Below are 22,535 nucleotides of genomic sequence, written 5' to 3'. Positions count from 1 at the left end.
AAGAACTCCTGCTAGCTGGCTAGTTTAGCTTTGATTTGCGGAACAATCGCTTCGACGGTGAAGCCGAAGTGCTTGAACAGATCGCCGGCCGGAGCGGAAGCCCCGAACCTGTCGATTCCGACGGTCAGACCATCGCTTCCGACGATCCGTTCCCACCCCAGAGTGACGCCGGCCTCTATCGAGACCTTGAGCACATCCCCGGGCAGCAGATCGGCGCGATAGGCGTCATCCTGAGCGAGGAAGCGCGACATGGACGGCATGGATACCACATCCACGCCAATGCCTTCCGCCTCCAGCGCCTCCCGCACATTCACAGCGAGTTCGACTTCCGAGCCGGTGGCAACAATCACGACCTTGCGCGGAGCAGACGCACCCTTCAGCCGATAGCCGCCTTTCGCGCTCAGATTCTCACCGCCCTGACGCAACTGCGGCAGGTTCTGGCGGGTCAAGGCCAGCACCGAAGGCTTGTCGCCGCTCTGCAGCGCAAGCTCCCAGCATTCGCCCGTTTCAACGAGGTCGCAGGGGCGAAACACCTCCAGATTGGGAATCATCCGCAGCGACATGACATGCTCGACCGGCTGGTGAGTTGGCCCATCTTCGCCGAGGCCGATGCTGTCATGCGTCAGAACGTAGATCACGCGTGCATGCTGCAAGGCCGAGAGACGGATCGCATTGCGGCAATAGTCCGAAAACACCAGGAAGGTGCCGCCATAGGGAATGACTCCGCCGTGCAGAGCCATGCCGTTCATCGCAGCGGCCATCCCGAATTCGCGAATGCCGTAATAGAGATAGCGGCCGGAATAATCGCCAGCGGAAAGCGGGCCGGTCGCCTTGGTCTTGGTATTGTTCGAGCCAGTGAGATCCGCCGATCCCCCTACCATTTCGGGAATCAGCAGAGTCAGCACTTCGAGCACCAGTTCGCTGGCCTTGCGGGTCGCAACAGTCTGCGGTTCGGCAAACAGCGCCTGCAGCCCCTGTTGGACGGCATCCCCGGCAGGCAGATCGCCATTCATGCGCCGCGAAAGCTCGGCGCCGCGAGCATCGGCGGCAAGCCGCCCTTCCCATTCGCTGCGGGCGGAAGCACCTTTCGCGCCAAGCGAGCGCCAGTCGGCCAGCACATCGCCCGGAACCTCGAAGGGAGCGGCGGTCCAGCCCAGGGCTTCGCGCGTGGCCGCAATTTCATCCCCGCCAAGCGGCGAGCCATGCACATTATGGCTGCCCTGCTTGTTGGGCGCGCCCTTGCCAATGATCGTGCGGCAGGCGACAAGCGACGGACGCCCATCGGCCACGGCAGCGGCAATCGCGCGCTCGATGTCGGCGAAATCGTGGCCGTCGCAGGATTCGGTATGCCATCCGGCAGCGCGGAAGCGGGCCGACACATCTTCGCTGGTGGAAAGATCGGTACCGCCATCGATGGTGATACGATTATCGTCCCACAGCACGACCATGCGGCCCAGCTTGAGATGCCCGGCGAGGCCGATCGCCTCATGGTTCACCCCCTCCATCAGGCAGCCGTCGCCGGCGACCACCCAGGTACGATGATCGACCAGATCGTCCCCGAAGCTGGCGTTGAGGTGCCGTTCGGCGAGCGCCATGCCCACCGCCATCGCCAGGCCCTGCCCCAACGGGCCGGTCGTGCATTCGACGCCCGGCAGCAGGAAGTTCTCCGGATGGCCGGCGCAAGGGCTGGTCAACTGACGGAAGTTGCGGATCTCTTCCATCGTCGGGTTCGCATAGCCGGTGAGGTGCAGCAGCGAATAGATCAGCATCGAGCCATGACCGGCCGACAGCACGAAACGGTCGCGATCCGGCCATTTGGGGGCCGCAGGATCGAACTTGAGGAAACGCGAGTAAAGCACGGTGGCTACATCGGCCATGCCCATCGGCATGCCAGGGTGGCCGCTATTGGCGGCCTGCACCGCGTCCATCGACAGAGCGCGGATGGCATTGGCCATAGGCGCCAGGCGGGACGGATCGAGGCTCATGCGAATTCTGCTCCTGCGAAGGCGCCGTGCGAAAAACGATCATCGGGGGCCGATTCGGCGCGCGGTTTCCTTTGCGGACGCGCCGCCTGCCGTCAAGCGCAGCGCTTTCGCAGATGCGCAACGATTTTCCTCAGATTTGTTTGCCGCTCCGGCGTGCAAATCTTTGCGGCAGCCCGCCTTTACGCTAACAAACCGCATGTCTCGGGACCGCATCGACATCGCCGTGAGGCGCATAGAGTCCGCTTTGGCGCGCATAGAAAGCGCTGCAGGCGATACAGAACGGCACGCACCGGAACCCGATCTCGTCGAACCCGACGAAGGCCTCCTGATCCGCCATGAGGCGCTGCGGCAAAGCGTGAGAGCCTCTCTTGCCGAATTGGACGCCCTGATCGGAGCCCTCGAAAAATGAGCAATGTCACGCTGGCGATTGGCGGCCGCCACTACACCGTCGCTTGTGCCGAAGGCGAGGAAAGCCATGTCACCCGGCTCGGACAGATGATCGCGGAAAAGCTTTCCGGGATGGGCAATGCCGTCGGGCAGAACGAGGCCAGGCAGCTTCTTTTCGCGAGCCTGCTGCTGGCCGACGAATTGCATGAAGCGCGCGCTGCCTCCTCCGCTTCCGAAGCTGCCGCACCACCTGCCGATCCGAGCGAGGATCTGGCGCCTTTGCTGGAACGGATCGCCGACCGCATCGAAAATCTTGCGGAACAGCTTGAGACGATGCCGGGCACTCCCTAAGTAGACCCATGACGGGTACTGCCCGGTACGCGCCGCTTGAACATCCCTGAGGCTATAAGCAATCCAAGGGGGCTGTCCCTGGCCGGGTCACTTTTTCGCATTGGGATTCGGCACATATGGCTCCCACCTGACGTTTTGGCGTCAGAGGATTTCCCGGCACCGGCCCATGGTGGTCCCGTCACCCTCTTTTGCCGGCCTGGACCGGCCCATCGGTGAAATATGGATTCCAAGCAGGAACTACGCAGCCGATTGCGCCGTTTGCGGCGGGAATATGCCGAAGCCCTGCCGGACAACATGCGTGGACTGATGTTCATGCGCCCGCCCCGGCTGGTGATGGACCATCTGCCTGCCCGGGCCACGATAGGCGTCTATCGCTCCAATTCCTTCGAGGCGCCGGCTTCGGCCTATGCGCGCTTCTTCCTCGAAGCGGGTCACGACATCGCCCTGCCCTGGTTTGCCGACCGGGAGAGCGGAATGGAATTCAGGGCATGGACCGATCCGTTCGGCGACACCGATCTCGAAATGGGGCCTTACGGGATTCTTCAGCCTGCCGGAGACGCCAGGCGACTTGTGCCCGATACGGTTTTCGTGCCGCTGCTGGGCTTCACGGCCGATGGCCAGCGGCTGGGCCAGGGGGGCGGACATTACGACCGCTGGCTCGCCGCCCATCCCGATACGATCGCAATAGGGCTGGCATGGGATTGCCAGCTGCTGGACAGCCTGCCGGTCGAACCGCATGATCGCCCGCTTGCGGCCGTCATCACACCGACCCGCCTTTTTGGAGCTTTATGATGCGTAAGGACCCTACCTGGCGTATTCCGGTCGGGATTCTCGGGCTACTCGGGGCGCTCGCGATTTATGCCCTGCTGGTATCCAGGGCAGCCGGCCCGATCGGAGGGCTGCCCGTGCTGGTGCAGACGGTGATCTACATCGTGCTGGGAACGATCTGGCTGCTTCCGCTGCGGCGGTTTCTGATCTGGATGGAGACGGGCCGCTGGCGTTGAGGGAGACGTCCGAACCAACCCCAGAACCGCGGAAATTCCCCAATGGCGCGAGTGACGGGGCTCGAACCCGCGACCTCCGGCGTGACAGGCCGGCGCTCTAACCAACTGAGCTACACCCGCGTATTCCTGGGCGTGCGTCCCTTGGGGAGCCGCGCCACTAGGGCAGCCCATCACGGCTGTCAACCGCCTCTCAATACCGGCGCGCAATCAAATCGCCGAACCGCTCGAAACGCCCCGCCTCACCCGCATCGTTAACCATATCTTGGCGCTTTGCGGCCTATTGCCTCGGCCTGTCCGGCAAGGGAGCGGACGGGGGGAATTGCATGCGTCCGATCTTGTTCGCCGCCTTTGCGCTATGCCTTGGCGCAGCCATCCATCCGGCCCAGGCCGAATTGATCTGGCGTCCTGCCCATGCGGTCTATGTCGAGAAATCCCATGTTCCAGGCTTGCGCCCGGTGCGCCTGCTGGAGCCGGCGGGCAAGATGTCGCCGGGCGACCGCGTGGTGCTGGTGCTCGATTGGCGCTCGCCCGCCAAGCCGGGCGGCTTCACCCTGACCAGCCCGGTTCCCAAGGCGCTTTCCTATGAGCGCAGCAGCAACGGGATGGAGGAAATCTCCGTCGACGGCGGCCGGAACTGGGGACGTTTGGGCGCGCTCACCATCCGTGATCCGGAAGGCGCCCGCCTCGCCACGCCCGAAGACGTGACTCATGTCAGGTGGCGCATTCCCGCACAGGCTGCCGCGCGCGGCAGCGGCAGGATAGCCTACAGCGCAATCGTGCGCTGAACCGGGTCAAACCGCCACGGGCGCCGGAATATGGGTCTGCGGCTCATACCCGCTGACCTGAAAATCCTCGATCCGGTAGGCGAAGATCGATTCGGGCAAACGCAGTATCTCCATCCGTGGATCGCCCGAAGGGGTGCGTGAAAGCTGCTCTTCCACCAAAGCCGCATGATTCAGATAGAGGTGGACATCGCCGCCCATCCAGACAAGCTCGCCCGGCTCCAGCCCGCTCTGCTGGGCCAGCATTCGGACCAGCAGGGCCGCGCCCCACAAGTTGAACGGCAATCCCAGCGCCACGTCGCAGCTGCGCTGATAGAGCAATCCGTTGAGACGGCTTCCGGCCACATGGAATTGATAGGTCTTGTGGCAGGGCGGCAGGGCCATTCCGTCCAGCTCGGCCACATTCCAGCCTTCGATGATATGCCGCCGGCTGCCCGGATTCTCGCGCAGGCTTCGCACCACCTGCGCCACCTGATTGATGCCCGGGCCAGCGCGAAACGAGCCGTCGCCCACAGGCTCATAGGTGGGCCAATCGACCCATTGCTTGCCATAGACCGGGCCAAGGTCGCCCCAGCGCTCCGCGAACCGTTCATCCTCGACGATTCTCGCGGAAAAATCTTCCCGGCTAATCGGATCGCCCGTCTCCCTGCGGTAGCGATCCAGCGGCCAGTCCGTCCAGATCTGAACGTTCTGCGCGCACAGCGCACGGATATTCGTATCGCCGGTGAGAAACCACAGCATCTCCCGGCTTGCCGTCTTCCAATAGACTCGCTTGGTCGTGAGCAAGGGCATCCGGCCGTCGGACAAATCGAAGCGAAGCTCGGCGCCAAAAACGGATCGCGTGCCGACGCCGGTGCGGTCGATGCGTTCGTCGCCTTGCCGCCAGATCCGGCGCATAAGCTCGAGATACTGCCATTCCCAGTGAGGGGAAGAAAGAGAATCGGTCGATTGTGCAAGACTGGCCATGGGCTATTCCTAAACCTGCAAATGCCCGCTTGCCACCCCGCCCTCTCGCTCCTATAGGGCCGCCTCTGCCTTGCTCCACAGCTTCTGTGGCGGCACCGGTCGGGGAGTAGCTCAGCCTGGTAGAGCACTGTCTTCGGGAGGCAGGGGCCGGAGGTTCGAATCCTCTCTCCCCGACCATTTTATTTTATATGTTCAAATCAGAGTAAGCGGCATGGCCCTCCGCAATGACGGGCTTGAGCCGCCCTGCCTTGGCAGGATTCAAGCGGCGGGTTTTCGGTCATTTTGCCAACCAGAGTCCTAAAACCGTCAGCAGGGTCCATCCTAGCGCAAAGCTACCAACTGCTCCTAGTATGAAGCCTACAATTAACTTCATGCCCCCCTCACATTCCATGGAAGTGAATAACGGTTAATTAAACCTGCTTCCAAACCCATGACTCCATCGACAGGCAAGCCATTCCAATCAAAGTTTGAAGGCATAGCCGCAAGAATTTCAAGTTTGCGGCCTTGCGCAAGCTCACTCTTGATGATGGCATTAATTCGTATGTTGGTAATCTGCCTTGGGCCTGGGCGAGTGTAAAAATATAAACGCTTTGCGATCCCCTTTGCGGCGACTCCAATATATTGAACGACATCGCCCTTACAGAACGCATAGACGCCCCGCTCAGTAGGTAAACGGCAATCGAATTCTATTACCTCTCCACTACTCAATCTCCAGGTCGCGCACATCTTAAAGCCACAGGTCAATAGGTAGGACTTGGTGAGGACGGGCTTTGCAGCAGACAACGAAGCTGGTTTTGATTCGAGCTTCGAGGCGATTATCTCTGGAGTTACAAAGCTTTTTTGGAGCGGATAATAGGCATACGGATCAGACTGGTATCCTGCGCCTCGACGTTCAATTTTCTGCTCTTTGACCAATCTGCGGCAAATATAATTTACCCTTTGCTGGACTCCTTCCTTTCCGAACAAATGCTTCGAAATCTCCAATTCCGTGAGGCCGGGCTTCTGCTGCACCAATTTCAAAACAGTGTTCGCGTGACTCATGTCCTCGATCCCCCTTTTCAAACGTAAACCGTCTTTCTCATGTTAAATTGAAATCGACAAACTGGCGCAAGTGCGCGGACCAATCAAAGCCACCGGAATGCACGGCGGCCACTCGTTCCTGCAGTCATGAAATGCAATCAGCTGATTTCAGCTTGGTTATCCACGCAAACGGCACCGCGCTACGGATCGCCGGGAAAATTTTCGAGCGAATTTCGTAAACCTGTTGACCTTTTTTCCGGACCACGCAATGTAAGTCATTACATAAATTCCGGGGAATTCGATGCCTACAGCCCTTCTCGTCCATGCCCATTCCGAACGCGATTCCTTCGTTACGGCGATGCGCGACCGGATTGCCGAAACGCTTTCCGCCAGCGGCCATGAGCTGATCCATTCCGACCTTTATGAAATGGGGTTCAATCCGGTCCTCTCCCCGGCGGATTTTGGCGAGCGAGGCAATCCCGACCATCTTGTTTACGCCTTGGAACAAAGGCACAATTTCAACGCCGGAACCCTGGCCCCGGATCTCGTCGCCGAGATCGAAAAGGTGAAGCAGGCCGATCTCATCGTGCTGACCTTCCCGCTGTTCTGGTTCGGCACGCCCGCGATCATGAAAGGCTGGTTCGACCGTGTTTTCATCTCCGGCGAGTTCTATGGCGGCAAGACCATCTATGAACGCGGCGGGATGGCCGGAAAGAAGGCCAGCGCGGCTTTCAGCCTTGGCGGCCGGGAAGACATGGTGGGCGCGCGCGGCATCCATGGGCCACTGGTGCATGGCATGCTGCGGCATCTTTTCCAGGGCACCCTGGGCTATGTCGGCATGGAGGTGATCGAGCCGTTCGTGGCTCACAACATTCCGTATCAGCCGCTGGAGGTAAGGCGGAAATGCCTGGACGACCTGGGCGCCTATTTCGCGGATCTGGACAGCAAGCCGCGTATTCCCATCCCTGATCTTGCAAACTTCGGCCCGAGATTCGAGCAATTGTAGGGGCCTGATGGCAAGGCAGCCCGACACATGCCGCCCCGCGTTGACCGGCGCCGAACGGCGGAGTAGCATCCCCTCCAAGCGCGATGGTGAGTGAGCCACGTTTTCGTGTGCGATCTGCTGGGCACAGGTCCGCATACGCCTCGACGATCGGCGCTCTCTCCGCAAGACGCGCATATGGATTGGAGAGCGAGATGTTCCAGATGGATACGGCGCAGGCTTGCTCGGCAGGCTACGACTGGTTCCGGAGTTGCTGGAACGTCGTGCCATCAAGCAAGGAAGATTGCACGATTTCGCAGAAGCATCGCCTGCAGGGCGATTGCCTGTTCGTTGATACGAAAATCAGGGGCTGCGAGGGGCACCGGGGAGAGAACGAGATCGTCCATTCGCAGGAGGACGGCCTCTACGTCACGCTCTACAATGCAGGCGGACTGCGCTTCTCCGCGGGAAGCCGGGAATCGGTAATGCAGGCTGGCGATATTCTGCTCTGGGACACCAGCCTCACCGGATCGTTCGATTGCAGGGCCGGCGCGAGCGGACGCACCATTCTGTTTCCTCGCAGGATGGTCGAAAGGCGGCTCGGGTCCGGCAACCGGATCAGCGGGATGCAGTCCGACCGGCATGATGCCAGAACCCTGCTTCTGCGATCATATCTCGAGAAATTGCATGATCTTGCCGGCAAAACCGCAGAATACATATTAAACGACCTGCTCGAGGCTTCGCTGGAACTGACCTATCTGTGCATGATCGGCGGCGATGACCTGCCCGACAGGGCCAGAACCCGCGCCGCGTTTCAGGACATAAGGAAGGATATTCGCGATCATATCGGCTCGGAAGACCTGACTCCGGCCGCTTCGGCGGCACGGCTGGGAATGAGCCTGAGAAGCCTTCAGACAACGCTTTCCACCCACGGCACCACATTCACCGCTCTGCTGGCGAACGAACGCATGAAGCGGGCCGCCCAGATGTTGCGCTCCCCGGCCTTGGCAGGCGCCTCACTCTCGGAGATCGCGCTGTCGCTGGGATTTTACGACCAGGCGCATTTCTCCAACGCCTTCCGGCGGTACTACAGAATGTCCCCGCGGCAATATCGGAACCTGTCCTAGCCGAACCGCGCGCCCGCACATATCGCGCCGCATTTACAAGTTTTCATGCAAGCGATTCCAAGAGTTGCGCCGGTTCTTCGGATAAACAGGCGGGATGACGCACGACGCTGGCGGCGAAGGACCATGACCGCGCCTTGAGGCCGAGTGCGTCGCACCGAAAGCAGAACGGACGAGGCGAGAGATGGAAGGTCAATATTCCCAATATGCGGAAGGCTTTGCCGAGGATGGCGTGGTCCTGATACCGGGCGCGCTGGATTGGCAGGAAATGGATCTGCTGGAAATGTGCTATGAAGCGCATTTCAATGCCGACAAGCAACTTGCGGAGCGGATGTATGGTGACGGGAAGGATGAGATCTACTTCCTGACAGACAACACCATCAGAAGCAGCGAACGCTATCAGCGGCTGATGTCGGAAACCCGCATAGCCGACATCGCGCGCGATCTCTTCGGAGGGCGGGACACCTATTATTATCTCGAGCAGATGTGGCAGAAGACCGGCGGCGCGCGCCGGACCGCCTGGCATCAGGATACGTCCTACATCCCCTTTTACGGCCCGGGCCTGCTGATCTTCTGGATTCCCCTCGATCCTCTCGATGAGGAGAACGTGCTCGAAGTGGTGCGCAAATCGCACAATGGCACCCTGTTCAACGCATCGATGTATGATCCGACCGACTTCACGGCGCCGCTCTACGATGAGAAGGACCTGCCCCGTCTTCCCAACATCGAAGCCGAGCGCGAGAAATGGGATATTTTCTCCACCTCCATGCAGCGGGGCGACGTGCTCGCATTCCATCCGGGCTGCCTGCATGGCGGCGCGCCGACCAGGCCGGACCAGCTGCGGCGCAGCTACACCTTCCGCTTTTTCTCCGACGAGGCCTATTTCCGTCCGCTGCCGGGCAAGCGCGATCTGGGGACGAACAAGTTTTCAAACCAGCGCCAGAACACCGATGACCGGATCGTGATGAAGGGCTTTGGCGTGCTTAATCCGGGGGATCCGCTCTGCAATAGCGATGAATGGGAGCGCGTCCGGACCGCAATCGATGCCTGAGGATCAAACGATGAGCCTGATCTCGAACTTCGATCATTATGCGACCCCGCTGGGGCCTGACGGCACGCCGTATGAATATTTCGAGATGATCCGCGATGAGGCGATTGCCGCAGGCGAGGAAATCGCCTGGAGCAATGCCCATGGCGGCTTCTGGGTGGTGACAAGCTGGCAGGCGAGCCGGGAAATTCATCAGAACACGGTCGATTTTTCGAACTCCGCGGTGACTTTCCCGCAATATTCGACCCCCAGCGGCAAGCCCTTCATGCTGTCCGGGCAGGACGAGCCTGATCACACCCATTATCGCCGGATGGTGCAGGCCCCCTTCACCAAGGTCCGCGCCAACCGCATGCTCGACGACATGCGGGCGATTGCCGATATGCTGGTCGACAGGGTGATCGACAAAGGCCGGATCGACGTCTGTCAGGCGACCGACCCCATGCCTGGCTATGCCTTCTGCGCGATCGTCGGCCTGTCGATGGAGGATGCCGAAAAATTTCGGCGCTTCGTTCATGCGATGGTGGAAGGGGCAACCGATCCCGAAGCCGCCGCGCCCGTCATGAAGGAGATGGAAGCCTATTGGCGGGAAACCGTGGAATTGCGGCGCAAGGAACCGAACGACGGGCTTCTGAGCGAAATCATCAACAGCGAATATGACGGGCAACGGCTGAACGACGAGGAACTGCTCGATTTCTTCACCGTGCTGCTGCTTGGCGGCTTCGACAATACGCTGCGTTTTCTGGCGAATTGCTTCTACCGCCTTGCCTGGGACAAGGAGTTGCGCCGCCAGCTCACCCGCAAGCCGGAGCTGATCCCCAGCGCTGTCGATGAATTTCTGCGGCTCGACGGCCCTGCCTGCATTTTCCGTAAAGTGGTCAATCCGATCACCATCGCCGGCGTAGATCTCCAGCCAGGGCAGATCGTGGGCATGATTCATCAGATCACCAATCGCGATCCGCGCCAGTTTCCGCACCCGGATCGCTTTATCCCCGATCGCAAGCCCAATCATCATTTCGCCTTTGGGATCGGCATCCATCATTGCCTTGGCGCCTATCTGGCCAAGGTCGAAGCCATCGCGATGATCGAGCGCTTCCTTGCCCGCATTCCGGAATTCGAGCTTGACCCCGAACGCCCGACACGATGGGTTTCAGGGCAGGTCGGCGGGATGCATGAAGTGCCGATCCTGTTCGAGCCGGGCAAGGTAAGCCAGTCTCTGGCCGCGTAGCCGGGCGGACAGTTTCCCGAACATCAATCGCGATCTTCCCGCAAAACGGCTTGTTCAGCACGGCATCGGCAGCCGCACCTGAGACTGGCCGCTAACCGCCCCGAAGCAGTTGCACGCCCCAGTCCCGCTCGAACAGGTAGAGCAGAATCCGCGCCGCTTCCCCGCGCGGGCTGGAAAGGCCGCCATCCCGCTCCACCAGCAGGCGGGCATCGTCATGGGCCAGCGGCAGCAACCGCTGGATCTGCTCCAGATTGGCCACATTGAACGGCGTATCGCCCGATTGCCGGGTGCCCAGCAGTTCCCCGCCGCCGCGCAGCTTCAGGTCCTCCTCGGCCAGGCGGAAGCCATCCTGCGTTTCCCGCATCAAACCCAGGCGCTGCCGCGCGGTTTCGGAAAGATGCTCCCCGCGCAGGAGAAGGCACACCGATTTCTCCGACCCGCGCCCCACCCTGCCCCGCAACTGATGCAGCTGGGCAAGGCCGAAACGCTCCGCCTGCTCGATCACCATCAGCGTGGCGTTTGGCACATCGACGCCGACCTCGATCACCGTGGTCGCGACCAGCACGCGCGCATCGCCGCTGGCGAAGCGTTCCATGGCAGCGTCCTTGATTTCCGGCTTGAGCTGGCCATGCACAAGCACCACAGCGTCACCGAAACGCGCCTTAAGGGACGTAAAACGCGCCTCAGCGGCGGCCAGATCCTCCGTCTCGCTGTCGCGCACCATGGGGCAGACCCAATAGGCCTGCTGGCCGCTTGCGATATGCCGTTCGACTCCCGCCGCCACATCGGCCAAACGATCCACGGCGATCACGCGCGTGTCGATCGGCTGACGGCCGGGCGGCATCTCATCGAGCCGGGACACGTCCATCTCGCCATATTGCGCCAGCGTCAGGGTGCGCGGGATGGGGGTCGCCGTCATGGCAAGGCAGTGCGGCGTGCGCTTGCCCTTCTGCGTGAGCATCAACCGCTGGCCCACTCCGAAGCGATGCTGCTCGTCGATCACCACCAGCGCGAGATTGCGATAGCTCACGCTCTCCTGAAAAATCGCATGAGTGCCCACCACGATGTCGATACTGCCATCCATCAGGCCCATCAGGATCGACTCCCGGGCCTTGCCCTTGTCTCGCCCGGTCAGCAGCGCGATGTTCACTCCGGTCGGCGCGGCAAGGCCACGCAAGGTCTGGTAGTGCTGGCGCGCGAGAATCTCGGTGGGAGCCAGCATGGCGGCCTGTGCGCCCGCCTCCACCGCCAGCAGCATCGCTTCCAGCGCGACCACAGTCTTGCCCGCGCCGACATCGCCCTGCAGCAGGCGCAGCATCGGGGCGCCCTGGGCCAGGTCCCCCTCGATCTCGCGGATAGAGCGCTGCTGCGCGCCTGTGAGCGGAAACGGCAAGTCCAGCTTCGCCCTGAGCGAATTATCGCCCGTGAGCGGCGTTCCCTTGCGGCTGCGATTGGCGTCGCGCACCAGCATCAAGGCAAGGCTGTTGGCCAGCAATTCATCATAGGCCAGACGATCCCGCGCCGCGGGATGCTCCGCCTTATGCGCCAGCAGCAGCGCATCGCGCCAGACCGGCCATTGCATTTTGGCCAGCAGGCCCGGCTCGATCCATTCCGGCAATTTGGGCAACCGCCCTAGCGCCTGCTGGACGAGAGCGGCAATGCGCGGCTGGGTCAGCCCTTCGGAAAGCGCATAAACCGGCTCGCACAATTGCCCGAGCATCGCGCTGCTTTCTTCCGCGACATGGTCGGGATGCACGATCTGCAGCATCTGCCCATATTGATCGAGCCTGCCCGCCACCCAGCGCATCTCGCCGACCGGAAGCTGCTTCTTCGCGGTGTAGGAAGCGCGGCCGAAATAGGTCAGCGCGCAGATGTTCCCCGCCGCATCCTGCGCCAGCACGCGATATGGCCCACGCCCCGACGTGGAGCGGTGCTCGGTGGGCGTCAGCGCAATCACGATCTGCTCCCCCACCGACGCTTCATCGAGATTGCCCACGGCGCGCCGTTGCACGAAGCGATCCGGCAGATGATAGGCCAGATCCCGCAGCCGATTCAGCCCCAGCTTTTCAAGCGGCTTGCGCAGCTTGGGCCCGACACCGTCGAGACTGTCCGTTTCCGCAAAGACCGGGTTGAGGCATTCGGGCCGCATGGCCCTTCATAGACAGGTTGGCGGGAAAATCGCCAGATTTGACGCAGCGCATTGTTCCACCTCCATGCTATGATGAAATGCAGGCCATCGTAACGAGAGGAGCAATCGCATGTTGCTGGCCCACAATACCGTTATCGCCTTGATCGACGGCAAGCGGTTCGAATTGTTCAGGAACGCCGGAAACGAGGCGGAACCGCAGCTTGCGCCCCTCCCCGCCCCCAGGCTGGACAAGCACAACAAGGGCGCCGGTGCGCATCACTATTCCAGCTCGGGCAATCCGACCGGGCACTTGCTGGATGAAGACGCCCATGCCGCCGCTGTCGCGGACTGGCTGAACCGGCAGGTTCTGGATCACAAGATCGAAAAGCTGGTGGTGATCGCCGCCCCGCGCACGCTGGGCGAATTGCGCCGCCATTTTCACAAGCAGCTCGAATTGGCCCTGCAAGGCGAACTGGCCAAGGATCTGATCGGCAGGCCCGCGCCGGAAATTCTTGCCGCCCTGCGCGGAAAATAGGTCGAAGGGTGGGTTGCCTGCCCACGCCGCCTGCCTTACCGGCAAATTCATGTCCAATGTCTCCGCCCCCGGGTCCGTCCGTCTCGCTCGCCTGAAGTTTCGCGCCTGGCATCGCGGCACGCGTGAGGCGGACTATATGATCGGCGGTTTCTTCGACCGCTACCACACCCAATGGGGTGCGGCTGAAATCGACTGGTTCGAGGATCTGCTGGAAGAGGATGATGTCGATGTGATGGCCTGGGCGCTCCGCACCATGCCGGTTCCGGAGCGATTTGCAGGCGAGCAGATGACGCTGATGCAACAGCTCGACTACGTAGAAATTCCGCGCTGACGGGAACGGTCCCGGCGCTTACAGCTTCCGCACAAAGAATGCCCGATCTTTCCCGTATCCTTACTGCCCGCAAGCCGCTGACCCTGGCTTCGGTCGCGCGCGGGGCGCAGCCGCTGGTGCTCGCGGACCTGGCCCGGGCCGCCCATGCCAGGTCGAAGGGCGGCCGCGCGATATTCATAGCGCCCGATGAAGCGGCTATGCGCGCGGTGGCCGATGCGGCAGGCTATTTCGCGCCTGAACTGGAAGTGATCGAATTTCCGGCGTGGGATTGCCTTCCCTACGACCGCGCCAGCCCGGCCCATTCCGTCAGCGCCCGCAGGCTTTCGGCGCTGTACCGGCTTCAGGCAGGCGATCCCGGGACACAATTGCTGGTAACGACCGTCAATGCACTGCTTCAGCGCGTGCTGACCCCATTCCGTATCCGCCAATCGGTGCGCGAATTGAAACCGAGCCTGGAAATCGGCCGGGAAACGCTGATCGCGCTGCTCCAGCGGCAAGGCTATGCCCGCACCGATACGGTGGCCGATGCGGGCGATTTCGCGGTTCGCGGCTCGATCTTCGATATTTACCCATCCGGCCTGGAAGGCGGGCTGCGACTGGACTTTTTCGGCGACGAGCTGGAATCGCTGCGCCTGTTCGATCCCAACACCCAGCGCACGACCGGGGTGATCGATTCGCATCTGCTGCTGCCGGCCAGCGAAGCCTTGCTGGACGAGGAGACGATCAAGCGCTTCCGCACGCGCTATCGCGAGATGTTCGGGGCCAATGCCACCGGCGATCCGCTCTATCAGGCAGTCAGCGACGGGCGGCGGCTGGCCGGGATGGAGCACTGGCTGCCCCTGTTCGAGGAACGGCTGGACACGCTGTTCGATCATCTGTCGAAGGACGATGTCGTCGTGATCGACGGCAGCGCCCTGTCTGCCGGTGAAGAGCGCCTGTCCGACATCGCGGATTACCATACCGCGCGCAACGAAACCGCAGGCCAGGCTGCGGGCAGCTACCGCCCTCTGGCCACCGACGCGCTTTACCTGCCGCAGCAGGAATTGGACGCCAGGCTGGCGGAATGGCCGGTGCATCGCGCAGGCATTTTCGCCGAGCCTGAAAGCGAACGCGTGTTGGATTTCGGGTTCACCTCCTCGCGCGATTTCGGCGCGGAGCGGGCGCGCGGCGACAATGTCTATGAAGCGGCTGCCCGCCACCTCGCCGCCCTGGGCAAGGCCGGGAAGAAGCCCCTGCTGGCGACCTACTCATCCGGCAGCCGGGCGCGGATCACGTCGATACTCGCCGATGCGGGGACGGAAGCCCGCCTGGCCGATAGCTGGCAGGATGCGCTAGGTCTTGCCGCGAAGGGCAAGCCGGTGGCGATCGTGCTGCCGCTGGAAACCGGCTTCGCCAATGACGAACTGGAGCTGGTCACAGAGCAGGACATCCTGGGCGACCGCCTTGTCCGGCGACGCAAGCGGAAGAAGGATTCGGACGCATTCCTGGCGGAGCTTTCCGCCATGCACCCCGGCGATCTGATGGTGCATATGGAGCATGGCATCGGCCGCTACGCCGGGCTGGAATCGATCCAGGTCGGCAAAAGCCCGCATGATTGCGTGATGCTGGAATATGCCGGGGGCGATAAGCTCTATATTCCGGTCGAGAATATCGACGTGCTGTCCCGCTATGGCAGCTCGGAGGAAAGCGTCCCGCTGGACCGGCTGGGCGGCGAGGCCTGGCAGCGCCGCCGGGCGAGGCTGAAGGAGCGCATCCAGCAGATCGCGCATGAGCTGATGCGCACCGCCGCGGTTCGCGCGCTCAAATCCGCCCCGGCCCTGCTGGCGGAGGAGGCGATCTACAACCAGTTCATCGACCGCTTCCCGTGGCAGGAAACCGAGGATCAGGAACGCGCGATCGGGGATGTGCTGGGCGACCTCGGGGAAGGCAAGCCGATGGACAGGCTGGTCTGCGGCGATGTCGGCTTCGGCAAGACCGAAGTGGCCCTGCGCGCCGCCTTCGTTGCCGCCATGTCCGGCCAGCAGGTGGTGGTGATCGCGCCCACCACGCTTCTGGCGCGCCAGCATTATTCCAATTTCGTCGAGCGCTTCGCCGGCTTTCCGATCAGGATCGGGCGGCTGTCCCGCCTCGTCCCCGCCAAGGAAGCCGCCCAGACGCGCGATGGGCTGGGCGACGGCACGGTGGACATCGTGATCGGCACGCATGCGCTGCTGTCCAAATCCGTCAAATTCAAGCGGCTTGGGCTGGTCATCGTCGATGAGGAGCAGCGCTTCGGCGTCAATCACAAGGAAAAGCTCAAGCAATTGCGCACCGATGTGCATGTGCTGACGCTCACCGCCACGCCGATCCCGCGCACGCTGCAGATGGCCATGTCCGGCCTGCGCGAGCTTTCCACCATCCAGACCCCGCCGGTCGACCGCCTTGCGGTGCGGACCTATGTGATGGAATGGGACGACATGGTGATGCGCGAGGCCTTGCTGCGCGAGCATCATCGCGGCGGGCAGAGCTTCCTGATCGTGCCGAGGATCGCCGACATTGCCGATATCGAGGAATGGCTGCGCCAGACCGTGCCGGAAGTGAAGGTGGTGACGGCGCATGGCCAGATGGCGGCCAGCGAAGTCGAGGAGCGGATGAGCGCCTTCTACGAGCGCAAATACGATGTGCTGCTGTCCACGACCATCGTGGAGAGCGGGCTGGATATTCCCTCGGCCAACACCATCATCATCCATCGCGCGGACCGCTTCGGGCTGGCCCAGCTATACCAGCTGCGCGGACGGGTCGGCCGCTCCAAGCTGCGCGCCTATGCCTATCTGACCTATCCTCGCGACCAGGCGTTGAGCGAAGTCGCCGAGAAACGCCTGAAGGTGCTGGGCGATCTCGACAGCCTGGGCGCCGGTTTCCAGCTTGCCAGCCACGACCTCGACATTCGCGGGGCGGGCAACCTGCTGGGTGACGAACAATCCGGCCATATCCGCGAAGTCGGGTTCGAACTTTACCAATCCATGCTGGAAGACGCGATCCTGGCGGCAAAGGCGGGCGAAAGCGGATTGGGGCGGGATTCCTCCGGCCTCAGCCCACAGATCACGGTCGATGCGCCGATCATGATACCGGAAGATTATGTGCCGGATCTGGCCGTCCGCATGGCGCTTTACCGCCGCCTCAACGATGCACGGGATCATGCCGAGATCGAAGCGCTCGCGGCGGAAATGATCGACAGGTTCGGCCCCCTACCTGATCCCACCGGCAATCTCATCAAGCTGATCGAAATCAAGCAGCAGGCGATCCTGGCCAATATCGCCAAGATCGATGTGGGCGCGCGGGGCACGCTGGTTACGTTCCATAACGACGATTTCCCCGATCCGGCCGGGCTGATCGCCTATGTGGAGCGGCTGAAAGGCACCGCCCGGCTCCGGCCGGACATGAAGCTGACGATCAACCGGGCCTGGGGCGATCCCAAGAGCCGCCTCAACGGCCTTTTCCAGCTCACCAAAGGGCTTTCGGGAATAGCGCGCAAGGCGGCGCGATAGCCACCGCCCTACCGAATGCGAAAGTGCTGTGCGTTGTAGATTCCGGTGAAACTGGCGACCTGCGCGCCGAACAAGGCCCGCGCATTGGTGAGGAATTGCCGCGCCGAAGCGCAGCCGCCGCCGCTGAGCGTGGCATAGGTGTATGTGCAGCTCACGGGCGCATAGGAATATAGCGCCGTTTCCACACCCCAGCCGCCATCATGAGGCTCTTCCCGGTCACGATCTCCGCCCCTTTCGGCCGACCGGTCGACCACTCTCGCATTCTTCGCGCCGACCACTTGCTGACTGTGATAACCGGCCAGATAGACGCCCTTCACCGCACCCGCGCCCGGTCCGGTGATGTTCCATCTGACAGGCTCATAGGATGACAGGGCAAGATAGACCGGACGATCGCCCTGATCGTCGATCTCCACCGTGACGTCTTCGCGTGGGTGCAGGCCCGGGCCATGATCTGAGCCGCCTTCATAGATGCCGATGGCATGGATCACATCCCCATCGGTTGACGGCGCCTCGTAACGGTCAGCCTGGTAATCATCATATTGCCGGCCGACGACCTCGACTATCGGGCCACCCGCGCTGCAGGCACAGACCGCAAGCGGAAGGACGATCGCCGGATTGCCGCGCCAGCCTCGGCGTAGCGATGAAACGGTCGGCCTCACAATTTCACTTGCCGCGGTCAGCGCTGGCCAATTCGAGGAAATCCGTCGCGCTCATCGGCTGCGCGCGCAGGAATCCCTGATAGAAATCGCAGCCTTCGCGCCCGATCAGTTCGCGCTGCCCTTCGTTCTCGATCCCTTCCGCGATCACTTTCAGGCTCAATGCCTTGGCCATTGCGATGATCGCACGGAACACGACAAGATCGCGCGGGTCTTCCTCGATTTCATCGACCATCACCCGGTCGAGCTTCAGATAATGGAGAGGCAGCAGCTTCAGATAGCGGAAGTTGCAGAACCCGGCGCCAAAGTCGTCGAGCGCGATCCGGATGCCCAGGTCGACCAGCTTGCCGAGCGCTTCCGCCGACCTTTCAAGGTCGAACAGCAGCGCCTGCTCGGTAATCTCGAGCGTGAGAAGGTCTGGGGTAAAGCCGGCCGCCACCACCGCCGCGGCGATCTCGTTAGGGAAGGACTGCGAGGTAAGGTCGGCCGCCGTCACGTTCAACGAAAGGCGCAGGTCATCCGGCCAGCCGACCGCGCCCGCCAGCGCCCGCCCCGCGATGTGTCGAGAAAGCTGCGCGACATGATCGGCCCGCTCGGCAATCGCGAAAAGCGCGCCCGCGCCGATCCTGCCCAGCTCCGGATGCTGCCACCTGGCCAGGGCCTCGGCCCCGACCAGACGGTCCCCCGCTATGGAATATTGCGGCTGATACAGTATCTCTATCTCGCCGCGATCCAGCGCGCCGAGCAGATCGGCTTCGAGTTGGGCCGCGCTGCGCCCCACCGGACTGAGTTCCCCATCTGCCCACAGTATCCTGCGGCCGGATTGCCGCTGCGCGCGGCCGAGCGTTTCGGCCAGCCGATCGAACATCGTGCCCGGCCCTTCCCCCGGCATACCGCGCAGCAGGGCGATTCTCGGCCAGAGGCGCATGATGCCATCGCCATGCCTGTTGGGAATTGGGCGCGCTACGCTGTCCGCAAGCGCCTCCGCCAGCCATTGCCATCTTTCCCGGCTGCAGGAATTGTTCGCTGCAAGCAGGAAGTTTCCGCCGCCCATGCGGGCCACGAACCATTCGCGGTCCAATTCCTCCTTCGCGAACTCCATGATCCGGCGGGCGACTTCCACCAGCGCGCTATCGCCCGCATGTTCGCCATAGGCCAGGTTGACCGTCTCGAAACGCCTCAACCCCAGCATCATCGCATGAATGGGCGCAATCCGCCCGGCGCGTTGCGCCGCGTCCTCCCAATCGGCGATCCGCATCTGCGCATGGTCCGGCCCGGCCAGGCCGGTCAGCGCATCGCGCTCCAAAGCGAAGGCGGAATGGGACTTTTCGTGCATTCATTCCCCATAACATGATAAATTTAGATTTCCCTTCCGCTTTTGCGTTCGCCCCTTCACGGCGTTTGTTGCCAAATCGCGCCGCGATTCATACTGTCCGCGCAGTTGGGCCGGATATTCCGGGCAGGGAGACCATTGGGCGTGCGACATGATTTCAAGAGCCTGGCGTTGCTCGCCTCTCCCACGGATCGCGCGCAGGATGCCGCCAGATCGCTCGCGGCCACGGCCCCCTGGGTTCCTCTGGAACAAGCGGAGGCGGTGGTGGTGCTCGGCGGTGACGGCTTCATGCTGCACACGCTTCACCAGATGCTCGATAGCGGGCGGGTCGTGCCGGCCTATGGCATGAACCTGGGAACCGTCGGTTTCCTGATGAACCGTTTCGCACGGCGGCCGGACCTCCTCCGGAAGGTCAACGAAGCACGGGCCTTCGCGGTCGATCCGCTGCGGATGGAAGCCCTCACGCAAGATGGAAAGCATCACGAAGTCTTCGCCATCAACGAAGTCTCTCTCCTGCGCGAAACCCGGCAGACAGCGAAGATACAGGTCACGGTAAACGAGAAGATTCGCATCGACGAATTGTTCTGCGACGGAATCCTGGTCGCGACCCCTGCCGGTTCGACCGCTTATAATCTCTCCGCGAACGGCCCGATCCTGCCGCTCGATTCGAAGATGCTGGCGCTGACCCCGATCAGTCCGTTCCGGCCGCGCCGCTGGCGCGGGGCCATCCTGCCTGATTTTTCGCGGATCGACCTGCGCGTGCTCGATCCCGAAAAGCGCCCGGTGGCGGCTGTCGCGGATCAGAAGGAATTGCGGGATATCGCGGAAGTCCAGTTGCGGATTGCGCGCGACAGGGAACTGACGCTTCTGTTCGATCCCGGGCACAGCCTGGATGAACGCATCGTCACGGAACAATTTATCGCGTGATCCGCTTGCCAAAGCTGGCTGCCCTTAATATAGGCGGCCCGTCCGGTGCGCCGGACTGCTCCCCGATAGCTCAGCGGTAGAGCTCTCGACTGTTAATCGAGCGGCCGTTGGTTCGAATCCAACTCGGGGAGCCATTTCCTTCCAGCAAGATCAGGATACTGCGCCGCGCATCGGGCATATGCGCTTATCGTATCTTGTGCCCGTCCTGGCCGTTTCACTGGAAACCCATGCTTCTCTGCCGGTTTATTCGAGACACAGTTCCGCGAGAGGAGATTTCCTGATGAAATTGGCTGTTTTGAGCGCGATCGCTGCTTTGACGATTGCTGGTTCCGCATCCGCGAACCCCGGGAAAAACCTGGATTCCGATGGCGATGGCGTCATAAGCCAAGCCGAATACGATGCCTCCGTCCAGGCGAGTTGGACGGCATTGGACAAGGATGGCAATGGCCAGCTTTCGCCCGCCGAACTGGGCGACAAGGCAGCCAGGCTTACCGATGCCGATAGTGACGGAGACGGTCAGATTTCCGTGGCCGAATATACAGCCAAGAAGTCGGCATGGTTCGCCGCTGCCGACACCGACGGCGATGGAGCCCTGTCCAAGGCCGAGTGGGAAGCCGCAAAGGCCGCCAAGAAGAAGTGATGCCATTGAGATCGGGGCGCAAGCCTGCGTCCCGATCTTGTGATTTGCGGTCCATATGCGACCGCTTGGGCTTAACCCGCATTCAACATAATTCCCCAGACCCCTCGGCTCGTTTTGGGCCAGGGAGTGCATAAAATCCCGGTTGCACTCATCTTCTGATTTGCAAATAACTCGCAATAGCGTATCTGGCGCTGGTGCTCGATGACTCGCAAACGCTGATCGGTGATCGCCGCAAGCCTTGCATCGCCTCGCACGCGGATAGTGTAGCGAACAATGGGAGACGGGAATGTACACTTTCATAGACCAGCCGGTAGATCGTCTCTGTAACGGAGGCCGCTTCCTGCTTTGGGCGATGAGAGGCTGGGCGCACGCGGTTGAACAGGGAACCTGCCCCCCGCTCGCCCTGAGCCGCGGATTTGCAAGCATGCATGCGCTGCCTGCGCTCCCCGATTTCCATCTGGCGATGGCAATGCTCAATCGCGATGGACTTGAGCGTATTTCACTCGCGCCGATCAATTGTCAGCGCATCATCGAACATGAGGCGATTCTGATCGGCATGTGGCGCGATCTGGCCAATGGCGATCTGGACAGGATGCGGGAAACCCTGGAACTGCTGGTCAAGGCCGAAGCCGTTTCCCCCATCGCCCGCGCCATGACCACGGTCACCGCCAAGCTGATCGCCGCAGGCTTTAATATAACCGGGCTTTCCGGTGCAATCGTGAAGGAAGTGAAGTGATGAGCGACAGGATCGCCGCATCAGCCCATCTGGCGCCCTCTGCGTCCCTGTCAGTAGAAGAGGTATGTTCGGTCCGCCATTGGAACGAGCATCTGTTCAGCTTTTCCATTACCCGGCCGTCCTCTTTCCGCTTCCGTTCGGGCGAATTCGTAATGATCGGCCTGCCGTCGGAAGGCCGTCCCCTGTTGCGCGCCTATTCGATCGCCAGCCCATCCTATGCCGACGAACTGGAATTCCTTTCGATCAAGGTGCCTGATGGCCCGCTTACTTCCCGCCTCCAGAATATCGGCAAGGGCGACAAGATATTCCTCGGGCGCAAGCCCACCGGAACGCTGGTCGCGGACGCCTTGCTTCCGGGCAAGCGCCTGTTCCTCCTTTCGACGGGAACCGGCCTTGCCCCATTCCTCAGCCTGATCCGCGATCCCGATATTTACGAACGCTTCGACCAGATCCTGCTGGTGCATTGCGTCCGGCAGGTGAGCGATCTGGCTTTCAGGGAATTGCTGGAGGGGCAACTGGCTGGCGATCCGCTGGTGCAGGATCAGGCGTTGCTGCAACTTCACTACCTGCCCACAGTGACCCGCGAAGCGTTTCGCAACACGGGCCGAATTGGAAATCTCATCGATAACGGCATCCTGTTCGCACATCCGCTTGTCGGCCCGCGCCATTTCGACCCGGAAAGCGACCGGATCATGCTTTGCGGCAGCATGGCCATGATTCGCGAAATGCAAGCCCAGCTTATTCAACTGGGCTTCACGGAGGGATCGAACGCCTCGCCTGGCGATTTCGTGATCGAACGCGCCTTCGTCGACTAGGCCTGCCTGTAGAAATTCAGGCGGCAGGTTTCC

The 22,535-nt window shown here is 61.8% G+C and carries 22 protein-coding genes and 3 tRNA genes; 18 read left to right on the top strand and 7 right to left on the bottom strand.

Translation table 11 applies throughout. The annotated features are described in order from the left end of the window. Window positions 1–11 precede the first annotated feature (11 nt). The gene (gene tkt, locus U8326_RS05315; protein ID WP_324742799.1) at window positions 12–1,985 is read right to left on the bottom strand and encodes a transketolase; all 1,974 of its coding nucleotides are present in this window, start codon (window positions 1,983–1,985) and stop codon (window positions 12–14) included. Here tkt and U8326_RS05310 point away from each other — a divergent pair. The 4 genes from U8326_RS05310 to U8326_RS05295 all read left to right on the top strand — a co-directional run bounded on the left by U8326_RS05310 (window position 1,984) and on the right by U8326_RS05295 (window position 3,727). Continuing rightward, complete coding sequence (locus tag U8326_RS05310; protein ID WP_324742797.1) at window positions 1,984–2,394, top strand: hypothetical protein; 411 nt, start codon at window positions 1,984–1,986, stop codon at window positions 2,392–2,394. The two genes, tkt and U8326_RS05310, sit on opposite strands and share 2 nt — an antisense overlap. Next, complete coding sequence (locus tag U8326_RS05305) at window positions 2,391–2,723, top strand: cell division protein ZapA (RefSeq protein ID WP_324742796.1); 333 nt, start codon at window positions 2,391–2,393, stop codon at window positions 2,721–2,723. The genes U8326_RS05310 and U8326_RS05305 overlap by 4 nt, the downstream gene beginning before the upstream one ends. A gap of 219 nt (window positions 2,724–2,942) precedes the next feature. Next, window positions 2,943–3,515 (top strand): 5-formyltetrahydrofolate cyclo-ligase, encoded by a 573-nt coding sequence (locus U8326_RS05300; RefSeq protein ID WP_324742795.1) that lies wholly within the window; start codon window positions 2,943–2,945, stop codon window positions 3,513–3,515. Continuing rightward, window positions 3,515–3,727, top strand: coding sequence for a DUF2842 domain-containing protein (locus U8326_RS05295; protein ID WP_324743529.1), 213 nt, complete (start codon window positions 3,515–3,517; stop codon window positions 3,725–3,727). The genes U8326_RS05300 and U8326_RS05295 overlap by 1 nt, the downstream gene beginning before the upstream one ends. Window positions 3,728–3,770: 43 nt before the next feature. On the opposite strand, the gene U8326_RS05290 is transcribed toward U8326_RS05295, so the two are convergent. After that, a tRNA-Asp gene (locus tag U8326_RS05290) sits at window positions 3,771–3,847 on the bottom strand. 203 nt (window positions 3,848–4,050) lie between these two features. On the opposite strand from U8326_RS05290, the gene U8326_RS05285 reads away from it, so the two are divergent. After that, entirely contained in the window at window positions 4,051–4,512 is a 462-nt protein-coding gene (locus U8326_RS05285; protein WP_324742794.1) for a hypothetical protein, read from the top strand. Window positions 4,513–4,518: 6 nt separating this feature from the next. On the opposite strand, the gene thyA is transcribed toward U8326_RS05285, so the two are convergent. Further along, a complete protein-coding gene (gene thyA, locus U8326_RS05280; RefSeq protein WP_324742793.1) occupies window positions 4,519–5,475 on the bottom strand; it encodes a thymidylate synthase in 957 nt (318 codons plus the stop codon). Between the two features lie 100 nt (window positions 5,476–5,575). On the opposite strand from thyA, the gene U8326_RS05275 reads away from it, so the two are divergent. Continuing rightward, window positions 5,576–5,652, top strand: a tRNA-Pro gene (locus U8326_RS05275). A gap of 192 nt (window positions 5,653–5,844) precedes the next feature. Here the strand turns inward: U8326_RS05275 and U8326_RS05270 are convergent. Then, window positions 5,845–6,516, bottom strand: a complete 672-nt coding sequence (locus U8326_RS05270) for a GIY-YIG nuclease family protein (RefSeq protein ID WP_324742791.1) — start codon at window positions 6,514–6,516, stop codon at window positions 5,845–5,847. A gap of 280 nt (window positions 6,517–6,796) precedes the next feature. Between U8326_RS05270 and U8326_RS05265 the strand changes: the two genes are divergently transcribed. From U8326_RS05265 to U8326_RS05250, 4 genes are all read left to right on the top strand, one after another. Then, entirely contained in the window at window positions 6,797–7,501 is a 705-nt protein-coding gene (locus tag U8326_RS05265) for an NAD(P)H-dependent oxidoreductase (RefSeq protein ID WP_324742790.1), read from the top strand. A gap of 191 nt (window positions 7,502–7,692) precedes the next feature. Beyond that, window positions 7,693–8,604, top strand: a complete 912-nt coding sequence (locus U8326_RS05260) for a helix-turn-helix domain-containing protein (protein ID WP_324742789.1) — start codon at window positions 7,693–7,695, stop codon at window positions 8,602–8,604. Between the two features lie 181 nt (window positions 8,605–8,785). Beyond that, on the top strand, window positions 8,786–9,652 hold the full coding sequence (locus U8326_RS05255; RefSeq protein WP_324742788.1) for a phytanoyl-CoA dioxygenase family protein: 867 nt from the start codon (window positions 8,786–8,788) through the stop codon (window positions 9,650–9,652). Between the two features lie 10 nt (window positions 9,653–9,662). Continuing rightward, window positions 9,663–10,874, top strand: a complete 1,212-nt coding sequence (locus U8326_RS05250; RefSeq protein WP_324742787.1) for a cytochrome P450 — start codon at window positions 9,663–9,665, stop codon at window positions 10,872–10,874. Between the two features lie 91 nt (window positions 10,875–10,965). Here the strand turns inward: U8326_RS05250 and recG are convergent, their stop codons facing one another. Continuing rightward, window positions 10,966–13,023: an ATP-dependent DNA helicase RecG gene (gene recG / locus U8326_RS05245; RefSeq protein WP_324742786.1), complete on the bottom strand. Its 2,058-nt coding sequence runs from the start codon at window positions 13,021–13,023 to the stop codon at window positions 10,966–10,968. Window positions 13,024–13,132: 109 nt separating this feature from the next. Between recG and U8326_RS05240 the strand changes: the two genes are divergently transcribed. Genes U8326_RS05240 through mfd form a run of 3 tightly spaced genes read left to right on the top strand, consistent with a single transcriptional unit; the run spans window position 13,133 to window position 17,395 of the window. Then, window positions 13,133–13,537: a host attachment family protein gene (locus U8326_RS05240; protein WP_324742785.1), complete on the top strand. Its 405-nt coding sequence runs from the start codon at window positions 13,133–13,135 to the stop codon at window positions 13,535–13,537. Window positions 13,538–13,586: 49 nt separating this feature from the next. After that, window positions 13,587–13,868, top strand: coding sequence for a succinate dehydrogenase assembly factor 2 (locus U8326_RS05235; protein WP_324742784.1), 282 nt, complete (start codon window positions 13,587–13,589; stop codon window positions 13,866–13,868). Window positions 13,869–13,906: 38 nt separating this feature from the next. Then, a complete protein-coding gene (gene mfd / locus U8326_RS05230; protein WP_324742782.1) occupies window positions 13,907–17,395 on the top strand; it encodes a transcription-repair coupling factor in 3,489 nt (1,162 codons plus the stop codon). Between the two features lie 8 nt (window positions 17,396–17,403). On the opposite strand, the gene U8326_RS05225 is transcribed toward mfd, so the two are convergent. Together U8326_RS05225 and U8326_RS05220 are read right to left on the bottom strand one after the other, a co-directional pair. After that, complete coding sequence (locus U8326_RS05225; RefSeq protein WP_324742780.1) at window positions 17,404–18,054, bottom strand: hypothetical protein; 651 nt, start codon at window positions 18,052–18,054, stop codon at window positions 17,404–17,406. A 4-nt stretch (window positions 18,055–18,058) separates the two neighbouring features. Continuing rightward, the gene (locus U8326_RS05220) at window positions 18,059–19,387 is read right to left on the bottom strand and encodes a GGDEF domain-containing phosphodiesterase (protein WP_324742779.1); all 1,329 of its coding nucleotides are present in this window, start codon (window positions 19,385–19,387) and stop codon (window positions 18,059–18,061) included. Window positions 19,388–19,522: 135 nt separating this feature from the next. On the opposite strand from U8326_RS05220, the gene U8326_RS05215 reads away from it, so the two are divergent. From U8326_RS05215 to U8326_RS05195, 5 genes are all read left to right on the top strand, one after another. Continuing rightward, the gene (locus U8326_RS05215) at window positions 19,523–20,311 is read left to right on the top strand and encodes an NAD kinase (protein ID WP_324742778.1); all 789 of its coding nucleotides are present in this window, start codon (window positions 19,523–19,525) and stop codon (window positions 20,309–20,311) included. A 59-nt stretch (window positions 20,312–20,370) separates the two neighbouring features. Continuing rightward, window positions 20,371–20,445: transfer RNA gene (locus tag U8326_RS05210), tRNA-Asn, on the top strand. Window positions 20,446–20,591: 146 nt separating this feature from the next. Next, the gene (locus U8326_RS05205; protein WP_324742777.1) at window positions 20,592–20,951 is read left to right on the top strand and encodes an EF-hand domain-containing protein; all 360 of its coding nucleotides are present in this window, start codon (window positions 20,592–20,594) and stop codon (window positions 20,949–20,951) included. A 424-nt stretch (window positions 20,952–21,375) separates the two neighbouring features. Continuing rightward, window positions 21,376–21,687 carry a hypothetical protein gene (locus U8326_RS05200; protein WP_324742775.1) on the top strand — a complete coding sequence of 104 codons (312 nt, stop codon included), beginning with the start codon at window positions 21,376–21,378 and terminating at the stop codon, window positions 21,685–21,687. Continuing rightward, window positions 21,687–22,502, top strand: coding sequence for a ferredoxin--NADP reductase (locus U8326_RS05195; protein WP_324742774.1), 816 nt, complete (start codon window positions 21,687–21,689; stop codon window positions 22,500–22,502). The genes U8326_RS05200 and U8326_RS05195 overlap by 1 nt, the downstream gene beginning before the upstream one ends. Window positions 22,503–22,535 lie beyond the last annotated feature (33 nt).

This window comes from Tsuneonella sp. CC-YZS046 (assembly GCF_035581365.1).
In the GTDB taxonomy this organism is placed as follows: domain Bacteria; phylum Pseudomonadota; class Alphaproteobacteria; order Sphingomonadales; family Sphingomonadaceae; genus JAWKXU01.
This window is presented reverse-complemented; position numbering and strand designations above follow the sequence as displayed.